8 protein-coding genes are annotated in these 15,613 nt (G+C 48.6%); 3 read left to right on the top strand and 5 right to left on the bottom strand.

All coding sequences use genetic code 11. The features are described from left to right. Window positions 1–181: 181 nt before the first annotated feature. From Q2J39_RS03210 to Q2J39_RS03190, 5 genes are all read right to left on the bottom strand, one after another. Complete coding sequence (locus Q2J39_RS03210; protein WP_288339080.1) at window positions 182–1,567, bottom strand: hypothetical protein; 1,386 nt, start codon at window positions 1,565–1,567, stop codon at window positions 182–184. Between the two features lie 341 nt (window positions 1,568–1,908). Continuing rightward, window positions 1,909–3,456, bottom strand: coding sequence for an ATP-binding protein (locus Q2J39_RS03205; protein ID WP_288339081.1), 1,548 nt, complete (start codon window positions 3,454–3,456; stop codon window positions 1,909–1,911). Window positions 3,457–4,231: 775 nt separating this feature from the next. Beyond that, complete coding sequence (locus tag Q2J39_RS03200) at window positions 4,232–4,750, bottom strand: hypothetical protein (protein WP_230267088.1); 519 nt, start codon at window positions 4,748–4,750, stop codon at window positions 4,232–4,234. Window positions 4,751–5,038: 288 nt separating this feature from the next. After that, complete coding sequence (locus Q2J39_RS03195) at window positions 5,039–6,460, bottom strand: MFS transporter (RefSeq protein WP_230267089.1); 1,422 nt, start codon at window positions 6,458–6,460, stop codon at window positions 5,039–5,041. Window positions 6,461–6,612: 152 nt separating this feature from the next. Continuing rightward, window positions 6,613–8,901, bottom strand: coding sequence for a glycoside hydrolase family 2 protein (locus tag Q2J39_RS03190; protein ID WP_288339082.1), 2,289 nt, complete (start codon window positions 8,899–8,901; stop codon window positions 6,613–6,615). A gap of 1,821 nt (window positions 8,902–10,722) precedes the next feature. Here Q2J39_RS03190 and Q2J39_RS03185 point away from each other — a divergent pair. The 3 genes from Q2J39_RS03185 (at window position 10,723) to Q2J39_RS03175 (ending at window position 15,517) form a co-directional block, all read left to right on the top strand. Continuing rightward, window positions 10,723–12,975 carry a glycoside hydrolase family 3 N-terminal domain-containing protein gene (locus Q2J39_RS03185; RefSeq protein WP_288339083.1) on the top strand — a complete coding sequence of 751 codons (2,253 nt, stop codon included), beginning with the start codon at window positions 10,723–10,725 and terminating at the stop codon, window positions 12,973–12,975. Between the two features lie 400 nt (window positions 12,976–13,375). Further along, a complete protein-coding gene (locus Q2J39_RS03180) occupies window positions 13,376–14,437 on the top strand; it encodes an SEL1-like repeat protein (RefSeq protein WP_288339084.1) in 1,062 nt (353 codons plus the stop codon). A gap of 54 nt (window positions 14,438–14,491) precedes the next feature. Then, entirely contained in the window at window positions 14,492–15,517 is a 1,026-nt protein-coding gene (locus tag Q2J39_RS03175) for a hypothetical protein (RefSeq protein WP_288339085.1), read from the top strand. The last annotated feature ends 96 nt before the right edge of the window (window positions 15,518–15,613 follow it).

The following is a 15,613-nucleotide window of genomic DNA, read 5'->3' as shown; positions in this document are numbered from 1 at the left end:
AGCGTATCTAATATTCAGTCTCGCGTATACCCGTCGATTGTTTGACACTTACATAAGGAGGCATTCTTTCCCAATGCATAAGAAAAGCGGGCGACTGGTTTACTGGCCAGCCGCCCGCTTTGGTTTTGAAATGGAATTTCGATCCTTCGACAAGGATTAGTAACAAGTTTTAAGCCTGAAATCAGTTTCCCTGATCGTTATGAAGACCAAAGGAACTTGCAGCGGCGTTGGCTGCTTCATCGCGCGGTGCAAGACGTGCAGCGTGCTGCTCGTGTTTGGAAGAATTTCCCGATTCTGGATCTTCTGCAGGATGGCTGAATTCTGTCTCTTCTTTGACAGCTGCCGATTCTTCGATCTCAATTTCCTTGCCGCTGGTCAGAGTTTCCAGATCGGTCTGCTCTACTGCAGCGACATCTGTTTCTTCTTCGGCCGTTTTCGTCAGATCCGGTTTTCCATCCGATTTGGCTGGTTTGTCTGGATCCGGATTGTTTGCAGCCGGATTGTTTGCAGCAGGTTGTGCGTGCAGCGCGTACGGATTGATGGATTCCGGCTTTTTCTCTTCAGAAACCGGCGTCGCTTTCTTTTCTGATGCCGCATGGTCTGATGTGGGAATAACCGGTAAAGGATTCGAAGCCGGAGCAGAATTCACTTCTTCTCTGACTGGAGGAACGGCCTGTCCGCCGTTTGGAACAGGATGATTCGGATTCATCACTGGAGGAGCCATTGGAGCTTTTGTGGAAGGCTTTGTGTCCATGAGAATTTTTACCATGGCAGCGTAGCGATAGATCAGCGCGAATACGCAGATCGCCACGCAAAGGACGATGAGAAATGACATGATCAGAACGACCAGTACGGCCGGCAGGCCCAGAAGAGCTGCAAGCAGAATCAGTACGACGGCAAGCGCAACGCTGATCGCGACTATAGCCAGCGGAACAAGGCCAAGCTTCAGGCATTCGGAGACGGACGGCTTATAGCCTTTATTCTCATTTGCGATGGCACCGAGCTTATACAGACCGTAATACTCGATCGTCACGGTGAAAATATTCAGCGCTAGGAAGAGGAAGACCATAAGAAGAATCAGAACGGTCGCTCCGCCCAGCATTCCTGAAAACGGATCATTTAAAAAGTAATACAGATAATATTCGATCGAGCCATAGCCCAGAAGGGAGGCAATCAGGACGATAAACACGCCGCAGAATACGCCGATCAGCAGTTCGACCACAAACGGAATTGCGAGAAACCAGATCAGATAGGTACCCGCGAACGTTTTCAGATTTTTCCACGGATATTCGAAAAACGCAGTAATCATCTGCTGAAAATCCATCGGTTTCTGATCCACAACGGTCTCCTTGAGAATGTGGAAGGCAGATACAACCAGGAAGTAGCTGACGCAGAAGTTCAGCACAGACAGAAAAAACGTTAAGAAGCTGGACTTGCCAAAGATCCAGTTCAGCAGCAGGCTCCACAGGCCCATGAGAAAACTGACTGCAACGGCCAGTCCAATAAACAGGAAGAAACTTTTCTTCTGTTTCATCGCCTGATTCCAGGCGGATTTGAAACTCGTCATAAAACACCTTTCTTGTCCTTAAATCTCAGGACGAATAATTATAGGATGAGTTCATTTTACTTGGGATCTTTAAAGAACTCGTTAAAAATACATAAATTTATGAAAACACTTTACATTCTCCTGAAGATTGCCTGCGATATTTCTTTTGTCCAATCCTGTTTATAATTCACCCTATTTTTGTTTCAGCGGCATTCTCGTTTTAATTTCTGACGCCGATTCATATGGAATCTGTAGCATAGAAAAAGCCGCTCGATCCGAATGCAGATCGTCAAGAGACGATGCACGCGCAAATCGAGCGGCTGTTTTGTTTCACAATAAGAGAAAAGCGGCGAAGAAGCGACTCAGGCCTGAGCGACTGTTCCAGAAAGATCGGCGACTGGCAGTTCAAGAATGAACACAGCGCCGTGCTTTCCGTCTTCCCGGTTGCGGGCCTGGATCGACCCGCCATGCGCTTTCATGATGGAATCGCAGATCGGCAGACCAAGTCCATAGCCGCGAATGGCTTTCTTATTTTTCGCCTTCGTCGTATAGAACATTTCAAAAATCTTATCGAGTTCCGCCTGGGAAAGACCATCGCCAAAATCCCGGATGAGAATTTCGGCCATCGCTGGATTTCCTTTTGAGCGGCGAATGACGATTTCGATCGGCATGTCGACCGGCGAATACTTGTTGGCGTTATCGATCAGGTTGATCACGACCTGCTTGAGCAGCGAAGGATCGAGCTTGCAGGCGATCAGCTCGTCGGTATAAATCTTGTTGAGCTTGCGTTCCGGCAGTCGAATTTCCATCGTTTCCACAGCCGAATCTACGACTTCTTCCAAAATGTTGACCTGTGCCTTGATGGCGAAGTTGCTGTTCTGAAGCTTGGTTAAGGACAGAACGTTCTGGACGAGATTATAAAGCCAGATTGTTTCCTTTCGAATGTTATGGGCCATCTCGTACGGCGATGTTCCCGGTTCGAGCTCTTCCATAAGTACTTCCGCGGTTCCGGAAATGCCGGCCAGCGGCGTTCGCAGATCGTGCGAGATGGAGCGCAGCAGGTTGGTGCGATAGCGTTCCTGGCTGACCAGATGCTGGTCGTGCTGCTGAATACGCGCCAGGATGATTTTGTCAAAGGCAATAGCGGCTGTTTCGACCATCGTAGAAACCATCTGAATGTCCAGAGGAGTCATGCGATGAATCGTCTCGACGGGAATGGCGACCGCGGCGATGACTTTTCCGTTCTGGGAATACATCGGCCATTCGTACTGTGTTTCGTTAACGTAATAGCCTTTTGCCGGACGGCTTTTATATTCCGCAAAATCGCGATCGACATTCGTCACAGCCTCCTTATTCAGTCGGGAGTCTTCAAGAAGAACAAACGTGCGCAGCGGAACTTCGTTTTCGTCAAACTGAAGCATGCGGCAGTCGGTCTGAAATACGCTGGCTATATTGGTAAGGGTAATTTCGATGGCAGCATCGATGGACATCTCGCCGGAAAGGTCTCTGGCGAGATGATAGAGAACGTTCGTTTCCTCTTCCCGTTTGCGGGCAAGGACTTCCCCTTCCTTGACTTTGCTGGTGATGGAAGAAATCAGTATGGAAACGATAAAGACGACACTGGCGGTCAGAATGAAATAGGGAGAAATCGGAGCCAGAGAGTAATGCGGTACGCTAATGAAGAAATTATAGGCGAACGTGCAGATCAGCGCAGAGAGAATTCCATACGCGTAACCGGTGCTAACGGAAGCGCAGATCACGACGACAAGCATGTAAATGCAGACGATGGTTTCTGCCGGGGCGCCGGTTTCGCGAAGCAGCTGTCCGATCAGAATGCCTGCCGCACAGACAGCCAGAGTGACCAGAACCTGAAAAAAGCGTTGAACGGCAGGGCTGCTGGACTTTTTCATTGCCACCCCTCCTTTTCTTCCTTCCAGTTTTTATCCGTTCTTTACATTCAATATAATCTTTAATTATTACAGACGCCATAAAATGACGGTCAAAATGCCGGTATCTAAGAAAAATGCGTATTTCCCGTTCAGGAATCATGATTTTCGCAGAAATGAGACGCGCTTTCCTAAGGAAAAGAAAACATTACGGATTTGGATTATTTTAAACGACGGATTACTGAATATTATTCTGTAAAAGAATTGAATTCAGAAAACGCTTTTTCTGAACTGGACGATTTGAACCGCTGTTTTTGCCTCACTGGCAGTGTTCAGTATAGATAGACAAAAAGAAAATTTTCTGACGCCCGGAGTCTGTTTTTTTCTTACGGCAGGATAAATCTTTCATAAATTCCATAACGGAACCCCCTCATTTTTTCAGAGGAAACCCACCGAAAAATGTAAAGAAAATCATACACGCAGGGCGATGAAAAATAACGGTCAGGGTTCAGAGTTTACAGGGAATCTAAAGGAATTTCCAGACCTTTCAGTCAAAGAAATTCACTTTTGCATACCGAATGGAAACCGATAATCTCCCATGGACAGATCTGCTTTTCCTGCCCTGGTCCGACGATCAGGCAAACCCGTATTTTTCGATTGGATCCGGGTTGTATTTGCGGGCATCTTCTGTCTGTTGAACAGAAACGAAAACAGCGAAGAGACGGTTTGCGTACGCTCTTCGCTGTTTAACTTCTTAGCGGGATCCGGCAGGCAGTTCCGGCATGCCGATCGTTTCTTCTTACTGCTGTTCTCCGGTGAAAACGACTTTCTTGTCGTCGCCGCGGCCGTAGGCAATCGCATCTTTCACGTATTTCTGATAGGTGGCGCCCATGCGGTCTTCGTATTCGACAAAGGAAAGATCAAAGCCGTTGTCTTCGAAGTACTGCGCAGCCGCATACGCTGCTGCGGCTTCGCTGCCGGCGAGAACCGTCATCATAATGACACGCGGAAAGCCGCGGTATTCTTCGGTACAGATTTCCTTGAAGGCTTCCGCTTCGGTCATGGAATGATAGGCAGTCGGAATGTTATTGGTCTCGAGCAGTACCTTTTTCATATTATCTGGGTTGTCGAGATACAGACCGACCTGCTGGTAGCAGTAATCAAGAAGTTCCTGATAGGTGTGCACATCCGCCATGCCGGAAGCTTTGGAGCTGATCGCCTTGTAATTGGCTTCCATCGCTTTATACGTATCCGCGATGACCTGCTTTAAGATCTCTTCACTTAAAGCTTCGCGAATTGATTTTTGAATTTGTTCCATCCTGGTTTCCCTCCTGTCTTCTATGATAAATCGCCCATCTGACTTTTTGCTTTACTTTGACCTTTTCGAATTGCGTCCGAAGTTTCGCTCAAAGACGGGCCACAAGCGGCAAAGCAAGCAGACCGGAGAGGCGGACAACGCACTAAACGCGACAAGAAGACAGGCTAGAGGAAAAGGCATGAACATTCACAGCCGCAGGTAAACCTGCTGCGAAGTTCTGGAGATCCAAAAAAGGCATTCGCCTTTTCAGGGAACGCCTTCAGTGAGAATTCAGTTTGTGCAATCGAATTACTTCGAAGCCTGTGCTCTTTCGTGGAGCGCTTCTTTGATTTCGAGTACTTTCTTCTTGCCCAGCGGGTACCAGAAGATGAGGATCAGAGCGATCAGAATGTAGCAGATGCCAGGAACCAGAGTCGCAACGCTGTAGATGCTGTTGAGAACTTCCGGAGTCTGCGTAACAACCTGACCAGCTGTGGAAGACTGGTAGCCGATCCAGGTCAGTACGAAACCGCCAAGGCCGCCGGCCAGAGCCTGACCGATTTTACGAGCGAAGGAGTATACGCCGTAGATGGTACCGCCATCGTTGTGGCCTGTTTTATACGTCTGGTAGTCAATGATGTCGGTGATGAACGCCCAGATCATCAGGTTGAACAGACCGGATCCCATGTTTGCAAAGAGCAGGAATCCAACAAATACCCATGGGTTGGAAATCTTCAGGAAGAACATGATCAGATACAGGGCGCCGGCAAAAATCAGGGCAGCGGATGCAGATTCTTTCTTACCGAATTTTTTGGTCAGCGTTCCGGAGAACGGAGCCAGAATCAGCGTGCAGGCTGTGGAAAGCAGACCGGCAGTGGACATTGCCGTGATATCACGGAAGTAGTCCTGGTAAAGATACATGTTGAAAGACTGAGTCAGAAGCATCGAGAGCAGCAGGAGAATGGCTGCAGCGATGATGGAAACGAGCGCGCGGTTTGTAGCGAGCGCTTTAACAATGTCACCCATCGTCTGTTTCTTGCCTTCCGGCTTATCTACAACGATGCGCTCTGTGGACCAGGAGTAGCAGAGGTAGTAGCAGATCAGAGCCAGTACCGCGAATACGCAGGCAACCATGAAGACTTTGTTGCCGTTCATAACCTGATCGCCGTCTGGCAGCTTGTCGTAGATGATCATCGGTGTCAGAGAACCAACGATAGCACCGGCGAACGCAGCGCCAAGGGAGCGGAAGGTAGAGAGAGAAGAACGCTGAACAGGATCGTCAGTCAGTACAGCAGCCATCGATCCGTAAGGAATGTTGATGGAGGTATACATGAAGCTTCCCCAGAGAATATAAGTAACGAAGATGTAAACAATTCGCCATGCCATAGGCAGGTTAGCTACCCATGGTACGAACAGAAGGATACCGGAGCATACAACCGGGATCATCATGCGTTTGATCCAAACGCGGTAGCGGCCGTCAGCGTGAGCGACAGCGCGGTCTACGAGCTGACCCATACCGATATCGGTGAAGGCATCAACACAGCGTGCTACGAGGAACAGAGTTCCGACAATGGCTCCCGATACACCCAGGACGTTTGTGTAGAAAATCGTCAGGAAGCTGGACGCCATGATAAAGAAGAAGTCGTTGCCTAAATCACCCATCATGTAGCCGATTTTGTCTTTCAGACCGAACGGCTTCAGGGTAATATTTGCAGGATTTTCAATTTTCATGCGATATAACCTTTCGTATTTAAGATGCGGATTGAATCAATCTGTAAGCCCGCCTTTTCCTGACTAGAGTTCTGGAGTCATCAGCAGCTCCGGCCAGGACGGCAGACGTAAAGCGGTAAAACGTGCGCATTAATGAAACTGCGGGATTACCCTTATTTCTTAATTTTCTGAAGCTGAGAGTTGATGTAGTTGATCTTGCCTTCGAGCACTTTTGGATCCGGTGCCTGACCTCCAAAGCCAGTCATCATCGTGGCAAGATCCGAGAATTTCTTCGTTACAAACATGCCGAGCATAGCCGGTTTCATATTCATGTTGGCCAGGGAAGAAAGTCCGTTGGAAAGAACCAGCGTAGCTTCTTCGTTTTTGAGGATGTCGCCAAAGGTGTCTTCGAGGGAGTAGAAGTCCGGGTTGATGGTTACGGCTTCTACTTCATCCAGGTTCAGATCGTCGAACCAGTTGGTTACGCCGCCTGGGTTTTCATCCACGTAGATGTAGCTTTCTTCCGGTTCAGCCACTTTTTCAAAGACAGCACGGTCTGTCAGATTGCCGCACTGAACCGTGAAATGGTTTTCGCCGTCGTGCAGAGCAATGTCCTTGAACTCAACAACTTTCGCAGCAGGCAGAGAAGCTACTTCTTCGCCGTCGCGCAGCAGAACAACCGGAGCATTCTGGTTTGTGTAAACCTTGATATTGATGGTGTCTGTTGCACGGTTTCTGAAACGTTTGGAAGCGATGTGGATCATCGGTGTTTCAGACCAGTACGCCTGGTAAACAAAGTAGGAGTCTTTCTTGGTTTTGCGATCGAAGGTCATCAGACCTTTGTTGTTGCGGCCTTTTACTCCGCCTTCGTCACGGTTGTCCGCACCGAAGTCGAACATGTTCCAGATGTGAGTAGCCCACAGCCATGGACGCTCGTCGATCATTTTGGCCATGTGTTCGTGGTACAGAGCCTGATACTCTTCGGAGTAGTCGCCGCGGCAAGGCTTGTCGGAATGGAAGGAAATGTTGCCTTCGCAGCCGTATTCGGAAATACCGAGGGCACGTTCCGGGTAGTTTGCGTGGAATGTGTCGAACCAGCCGTCATTGTCTTCCACGGTTCCGCCGTACCAGCCGAAGTAATGGTTGTAGGAGAGGATATCCGTGAGCTGGTTGTGGTTGCTCGTCATAGGAAGCGGAGAAACCTGTGCCATTGTGGAAACACGGGTTTTATCCATTTCGTGAACGATGTCGTTCAGCTCGCAGAGGTGCTCGTAGAGACCTTCGTTTTCACCGCCGATGGTGATTTCGTTGGAAATGCCCCAGGTAACGATGGAAGGATGGTTGTAGTTCTGAACAATCAGCTCTCTCATCTGTTCTTTCGCGTTTTCGAAGGCGTTTTCGCCTGCGATTTCCGCGGAGATGAATGGAATTTCTGCCCATACGATCAGACCGAGTTCATCGCAGAGATCGTAGAATTCCTGAGCGTGCTGGTAGTGAGCCAGACGGATGGTGTTGGCGCCGAGTTCCTTGATCAGAAGCGCATCTTCCAGATGATCTTCGTAATCGAGTGCGTTGCCTTTGCTGGCACGGTCCTGGTGACGGCTCACGCCGCGCAGCGGAGTAAGAACACCGTTCAGGAAGAAGCCTTTCAGCGGATCTACGTGGAATTCACGGATACCGAGGCGGCCGGAAACTTCGTCAACCGTTTCGTTGTCTTCCATCACGCGGCATACAACGGTGTAGAGGTAAGGATCTTTTACGCCGTTCCAGAGGTGCGCGTTTTTCAGATCAAACTCGAAGGAAGTCGTTTCTTTCGCCGGTTTGGTCTGTGTTGCAGCAATGTTTCCTTCTTCGTCGTAGATGGTTACTTCTACGCGGTTGATCTTTTTCGGATTCGTTACATAAGTGGTTACATTGACTTTTGCATCGTTGTTTTCGTTGAGGATTTTGGAATCCATTGCGAAGCCAGGTCCGCTCAGGTAATCCAGATCAAAGTGAGTGTCTTCCACAACGATCAGATCTACACCGCGGTAGAGGCCGCCGTAGAACGTGAAGTCCGCTGTCTGGGGGTAGATGTGATTTGCGGAGTTGTCCACTGCAGCGGTGATGATGTTGTCAGCACCGAGCTGCTTGTTGAGCAGATCTGTGATGTCGAAGCGGAAAGTGGAGTAGCCGCCTTCATGACGTCCGGCCTTCGTTCCGTTGACATAAATGTCTGCCGAGGAGTTTGCCCCTTTGAATTCGATGTAAACGCGGCTTCCCGGTTTCATTTCGAATGTCGGAACATCAATCGTGTAGTAGAAAGTTCCACGCTGATAATCCGAACCGCCGTCTGTTCCGTCATACTTGTTCCAAGTGTGAGGCAGATCTACCGAGTAAGCAGTTTCGGAAACTTCCACAAAATTTTTGGGAGCTTCTTTAGAGAACTGCCAGCCTTCGTTTAAGGTGAGGTAATTTCTCATGTTCTGTCCTTTCTGTACGTCTGTACTTGTTCTAAAAAGTTAAAGAGAAGTAAAGCTGAATGCTGCTGAGTGAAACAGCCTTGTAACCGCTTTTATTATTCCTGTTCATTAACTTTATGTTCACATTCTAAAAGTGCAAACGCTTTATCGAAATTGTTTAAATTGTGCAAAACATTGAATTTCTTGCGCTAGCTAAGGCGGGATTCCCACTGGATTTCCGTATTTGTCGACGTTTTGAATTTTAATTAGTTCTATTCGAGTTGTTTGATATCCGGATTGCACAGCCATGCCGCCGAAGTTGAACGGTGCTGGCCAGGGAAAGAAATGAAAGGGTTTGTCATTTTTGAAAAATGTGAACGTTTGTGCCGTTTTCTGGGGGTTATGTCCTTCCCAGAACGAACTGCATTTTGTGCCGATCGTTTCATTTTCCTGCGGTTCCGATTATAGTCGCTCCGTTTATAAAACTTAATTTATTTACATACTTTATTGTTGTTATGAGATTGTGAATTAAATTGTTTCAGATTGTGCTATCCCACCGTCAAACCATTTGAGTACAGAAAAAAACGGATCAAGGGAATTTTGCTGCGGGCATTCCTGGAGGGGATTCCCTTGTTTCCGTTTTGTCAACGAAGCCCCGGCTGCAGACCGGCTTTTGAAATCCTTCGAAAAAAGTCCAGTACCGCACCTGAAAAAATCCGTCTTCTGCAGGCGTGCAGAAGGCGGATTTGGCGTCTTTTCGCGAATTTTCGGGTTTGTGTTTCCTGTTGTGTATATTGCGGTTCCTGCGCACTTCCAAGCGTCTGCTGATATGGATTCCTGGCTTTTACAGTTTCCTGTTTCCCCTTTCATACAGGAGGCATTTTTTGCCGTCGGACACAGCACCTCCCATTTTCTTCGAGAACTTATGATCGGAAAAAGGATATCCAGTCTCCTGAAGAAATGTCGCCGATTCCGTCTGGCTTTCCAGAATTCCCCTTTTGATCGGACATGCGTTCTGGGCCAAAAAAAGGAATACAAGCGTTGAATTTTATTTACTGTCTGCGGATTGGGATTGGATATCATCCGATCTCTTAAACAGTATTTTGAAATCCCGTTATTCGAATCGAACAAGTCCATTATTTTTTGTTCTATTGTTTCCCTGCTTACGACTGCCCGTTTACATGCTGCACAGGTCATCTTCCTTCTTTCGTCCTGCTTTCCACAAAGTCGGGCATGTGTCGAGCACATTGACTTTACGAAAAGAAAATGGCTCCGTTTGCTGATCTATATATAAGCAAAACGACTCGACTGCTTTTCCAAACAATTGAGCCGTTTCTGCAAGGTTGAACTATGTGAATCTCATGAGAAGTCCAGACCGGACTTCACTACGGAAATCGGTTTCTTTTTCCAGAACATTCGAATTGACATCCTGTCCGCTGTCTTTCCGCCTTCCGTTCTCTGACTTTCCAGTTCCGTCCCTTTGTGGAAAATCCGCAGCCGAAAATGGAAATTCGTTCGCGTTTTCCACTTGTAAAGACTTGCTCAAAACCTTGCATTTCTTGCTTCGAGCAGGCTTGCAAAAAGAGATTCTGCCCGTGAATGTCTACAATGAAAGCGAATCCGATGAATCAGTATTTTCTTGACATTCTCAGCTGTCTGGATCTCAGGAATCATTCATTTTTTCAGGGATTTTTCAGGCTGTACAGAACGTATATCGACGGCTTCTTTAGCTGTCTTTAATCTTCTGGCAGCTTTGTAAAACTCCGGATTCAGTTCTGGTCTTGCCAGAATAAAACTCTTCTGCAGCCCTTGCAGGAGAGCGGAAAGCGAGGAACAGTAAAAATGAAAGCAACAGAACAAATCAGAACTTTCCATAACGAAAACGGACCGGACATCACAACTGTCGATCAGCCGGTCATCGAATCCGAAGGACTTTTCTTTAAGGACGTTGACGGATCCGGCGAGCTCAAAGCCTTCTCCGACTGGCGTCTTGATCCGAAAACCCGTGCCAAAGCCCTCACCTATGCCATGAGCACTGAGGAAAAAATCGGCCAGATTTTCGTTACCAGCCGCAACCCGTACACGACCGAAGGGTACATGGGCCGTCCTGCCGGCGGTTCCGATGGGAAAAACCTCAGTGACGAAACCGGACTGCTCGATGAAAACATTCTCGAAAATGTATCCATTTTCGCCGGCTACCGTCTGCCAGGAACCACCGAGGCCGTACGTCAGGACAGAATGAGAAATTTCATCCTGCGTACGAACCCGACACCGGCACAGCTGACCGACTGGCTCAACCAGATGCAGAACAAGGCGGAAAACAACGAACACTTTATCCCGGTTCTGGTGACCACAAACTCCCGTAACGAAAACGGTAAAGTCGTATTCGGTATGAACGATTCCGTTGGTACGTTCCCGGCATGGCCTGGAACAATGGGTATTGCCGCTGCCGTACTTGGCACCGACAATACGGGCATCGCAAAAGAATTTGGCGAATCCATCCGCAAGGAATGGTACGCAGCCGGTCTGCGCAAAGGCTACATGTACATGGCTGACGTCGTTACCGATCCAAGATGGCAGCGTATTTACGGTACCTTTGGCGAAAATCCAGAACTGATCGAGTCCATCTTCGAAGAACTCGTACCTGCAGTTCAGGGATCCAAGGAAGGCGTTACCCAGGATGGCGTAGCGCTCACGATCAAGCACTGGCCAGGCGGCGGAGCTCGTGAAAACGGCTTCGACCCGCACTACAAAGAAGGTCAGTGGAACGTATACGCAACCGAAGGATCTCTCGAAAAGTACCACACAAAAGGATTTGGCCCAGCCATTCGCTACAACGCCGGCTCGATCATGCCTTACTACGCGAAGCCTTCTAAAGAGAAGAGCGCACCGCAGTACGGCAAGGACGGCAAGGAAATCCGCTGGATTCCTGTTGGCTTTGCGTTCAACGACTACATGATCAACGACCTGCTCAAAGATCAGCACGGCTTCAAAGGCTACATCAACTCCGACTCCGGTATCATCGACAACATGGGCTGGGGCGTAGAAGCTCTCGACCGTCCGGAACGTATTGCGCTGGCCATTAACAACGGCGTAGATATGATTTCCGAATCCTACGGCGTTTCCTACGCAAAAGAAGCGATGGAACGCGCGACAAACGGCTACTACGATACGCACCCGATCCCAGAAGGCTACACGATCGAACAGATCACTCTCGGTGAAGATGCACTGAACCGTGCCGTTGAAAAGACGCTCGAAGAAAAATTCGCGCTGGGCATGTTCGAAAACCCATACCGCGATCCGCAGGTATCCGAACAGGCCATCACCCACAGCAATGACTGGGACAAGGCGATGAACGTTCACCGTCAGTCTGTGGTTCTGCTCAAGAACACGAACAATACCCTTCCCGTTGTGGAAACCGAAGGCAAGCTGTTCTACATCGAAGGCTTCGACCAGACCGCTGAAGCCAGCGAAAAATGGACCGCAAGCCTGAGAGAAGAATTCGCTAAGGAAAACGTCACCCTTACGGATGACTATGCGAAAGCCGATTACGCGATTCTGATGGTTTCCCCGCAGTCCGGCAACTACTTCTCCGCAACCAAAGGTCTGCTCGAAATCGATCTTTGCGATGGCAAAGTTGTTGCTGACTTCAGCGAAGACGGCAAACCGCTCGACACCACGCACGAAGAAACAACAGCTGCCGGCATCAACCGCATTCCGGCTGTTGCTGAAGCCGTTCATGCGCATGGCGGCAAAGTCATCGGCACGCTGAACATTTCCCTGCCCTGGATGCCGGGGAACCTCGAACCGTTCTGTGACGCTCTGCTCGCCGGATTCGATACATACACCAGCGCTTACCTCGATGTCATCTTCAACCGCTTCAGCCCGGTTGGCAAAATGCCGATCACGCTGCCGAAAAACGATGAAGTCATCGCAGTAAACAATGAAGGTGTCTGCATTTCCCACAACGACATCCCGGGTTATGCCAAAGACGAATTCATGCCGGAAGAACTCAAGGATGAAAACGGAAAAGCATACGCTTACCGTGATTCCGAAGGCAGCTACTACGAGTACGGATTCGGTCTGCGCTTCTAATTTCCTTTCTGCTTACGCGGCATACACGCTGTTTTGAGAATACCGGCTTTCCCTTCCAGACGGTCTGGAATCTCGATCGATCCTGTGCACGAGGAACAGCCCTTTAGCCGCTGACAAAACAAAGCACCAGATTTCCTTTCTCTGTCTCTGTTCAAGACTTTGCAGACCGGTTCTGCAGGTTGTGAATGGAAGACGGGACTGGATATCTGGTGCTTTTCTTTTTGATGAAATGAAAATTTCTGACTCTTTTGTTTTCTGGAAATGTGCAGATCGCTTTCCTCCGATTACAGGACAATTCTTAATCCTTTATTATCCATAAATGAACTGGCTTTATTTTTGATGGTTTATATCGGTATTCTTTTGTAAGAGAAAGCGCGCGGAATGGAGAAAGGATATTTTCATGAAATCGATTCAAAATTTTGTTTATTCGAGAGAGTACCGGCCAATGATTTATATTTCTGCGCATCCAGCAGATTTCCAGGCGCATTTTCAAAGCATCCGGCAAGATCTGTTTGATCTTACTCAATGTATTCTTTATTACGATCCAGATCCCGATCATCCCGAAGACCTTTCCCGTTTTGTCTCGGATCTTTCGCAGATGAATCTGATTATCCTGCCGATCACGCAGAAATTTTTACGTGAAGAAAGCTTTGCGCGAGACTGGATTCTTCGGTTGATTGAAAAGCTGCACCTGCCCTTTCTTCCGATCTGTGCCGACCAGGACGTTTTTCCTTTTCTCCAGAAATATATTCCGGCTTTTCACGCCCTCGCCCGTTTTTGCGAAGATCCGAAAGAGCCGTCCTTTTTACAAAAGCTTCAGGACTATCTCAATACGCTTTTTCCTTCTTCCAGACAGATCCAGGATGTTCAGGCCGCTCTGTCTCAAAATCTGTGGATGCAAAATGTCGATACGGGCTGTTCCGATCCATTCAACGACTCCGGCGAAACTCTCTGCTATCGGTTTCCTGAGGCTGCCCGTTTCCTGTATTCAAAGTATTCGAACCTCCTTGCCAAAAGGACAGAAAGCCGCACCGCTGCACAGGAAACGATTCTATCTGATCCATTTCCGACCGCCTTTTTTTCGCTTCGTTTTCAGAAAAATCCGGGCTGGGAAATGCGGTGCTTCCCGTTTCTGAAACAGGACGCAATGCTCATCCCCGTCTGGCAGCTTACCCAGAAAAAGATGTTGGATGCAGATCCTTGCCGCATCTTTTGCCTGGAGGACTCTTTCGGTTTCCAGAACCAAAAGGAAAACGAAACTCTCCATTTTCCTGTACTTAATCCGGCTGACCCCAAAAATCCCTTTGCCGACAGCGCTCAGCAGCTTTACCGAACGGGTCTTGCCTGCATGAACGGAATTGGAAGACCGATCGACTATGAAAAAGGCATCGCCTGCCTTCAAAAAGCAGCTGAAATGAACCACACGAGTGCAATGGACGAAATGATTTTCCTTCATCTCTAAGGAAAAGGCGTCCCGGCAAGTCTCAATGAGGCGATACAATGGGCCGAAAAACGAGTGGAGGTGCACCCCGACTATCCTTCCCATCTGCTTGCAGCCCGGCTTCGAACTGAAAAAGACCAGCTTCATGAAGCCGTTCTCCACGCACTGGATGCCCTCTCGTGTTTAGACTCCGCTAATCCGGATCCCCATTCCCGTTTTGTAGAAGATGATCCGGTCGTTCTGGAATGGAAGCAGAAGTCTTCCTGGCTTTTTCGTTTTATCGCCGAACTTTGCATGAGACAGAAGGATTTCTCCGTTTCGAAATATTACATCAATCAGTCGCTCGTACTGGATCAAGAAATCTTGAAGATCCGGGAGTCGAATGGGCAAAACAAGTCCATCTGGCCAGAGAATGCCGATTTGATCGTTCCAAATAACGAGGAAATGGATCGAATCCGGCAGCACTTGTGGGCGACATATCTCGCTTTAGGAGAAATTGCGCGCCAGAACGGCCGAAATCTGGAAGCCGAACGCAGCTATCGGCATGCGGATGAGCTTAGCGTCACTGTACTTGGACACGACAGTTCCTCTCTGGCTCTGTATCATTTTTCGTATGCTCAGGAATGTTTTGGCGACCTGTATTTTTACTGGGAGACGCTGTATGTCCAGCACCGTGAGGACATGCTGATCAAGGCGAAATCGTATTACGAGAACGCGCTTTCGAATTATCAGAGACTGCTCGAACATCGGATTTATCCCCGGTGCATGATGCTCCGTCGACTGCGTGCAGTTTTTCTTAAACTCAGCTGGATTTACAGGGACCAGGATCTTTTCATCGTGTCCGCGTATTTTGCGTACCGGGGGTTGCAGATGGCCAAATCCAATATGGAAGAATTTTGCAGTCTGAAAACCAGACAGGAATTTGCCTGTGCCTGTCTGCAGGCAGCCGAGGCCCAGGCGCTGTCTGAAAACTGGGATAAAGCCGAAGCGTATTATTCCAGGGCTTTGCGGATGTACGACGAGCTTAAGGGAAACAGCCCCTCTTTGGATTTGCAGCGTTATGAAGCAGAAAGTCTCGCCGGACTGGGGGATGTCGTTTGAGCCCGCCAGAAAACAGAAGAAGCCATTGAACTGTACCAGAAGAGCTGCACGATTCTTCAGTCGCTTTATGGAGAAAACCGTACAGTGGAAGGCACC

It is taken from the genome of uncultured Allobaculum sp., assembly GCF_948576815.1.
Taxonomy (GTDB): Bacteria; Bacillota_I; Bacilli_A; order Erysipelotrichales; family Erysipelotrichaceae; genus Allobaculum; species Allobaculum fili.
The sequence above is the reverse complement of the archived record's forward strand: the minus strand, read 5'-3'. Positions and strand labels throughout refer to the sequence as shown.

Coding starts and splice junctions, on each gene's coding strand:
- Q2J39_RS03180 (WP_288339084.1), top strand. CDS start 13,376: ATGAAATCGATTCAAAATTTTGTTTATTCGAGAGAGTACCGGCCAATG.
- Q2J39_RS03190 (WP_288339082.1), bottom strand. CDS start 8,901: ATGAGAAATTACCTCACCTTAAACGAAGGCTGGCAGTTCTCTAAAGAA.
- Q2J39_RS03185 (WP_288339083.1), top strand. CDS start 10,723: ATGAAAGCAACAGAACAAATCAGAACTTTCCATAACGAAAACGGACCG.
- Q2J39_RS03195 (WP_230267089.1), bottom strand. CDS start 6,460: ATGAAAATTGAAAATCCTGCAAATATTACCCTGAAGCCGTTCGGTCTG.
- Q2J39_RS03210 (WP_288339080.1), bottom strand. CDS start 1,567: ATGACGAGTTTCAAATCCGCCTGGAATCAGGCGATGAAACAGAAGAAA.
- Q2J39_RS03205 (WP_288339081.1), bottom strand. CDS start 3,456: ATGAAAAAGTCCAGCAGCCCTGCCGTTCAACGCTTTTTTCAGGTTCTG.
- Q2J39_RS03200 (WP_230267088.1), bottom strand. CDS start 4,750: ATGGAACAAATTCAAAAATCAATTCGCGAAGCTTTAAGTGAAGAGATC.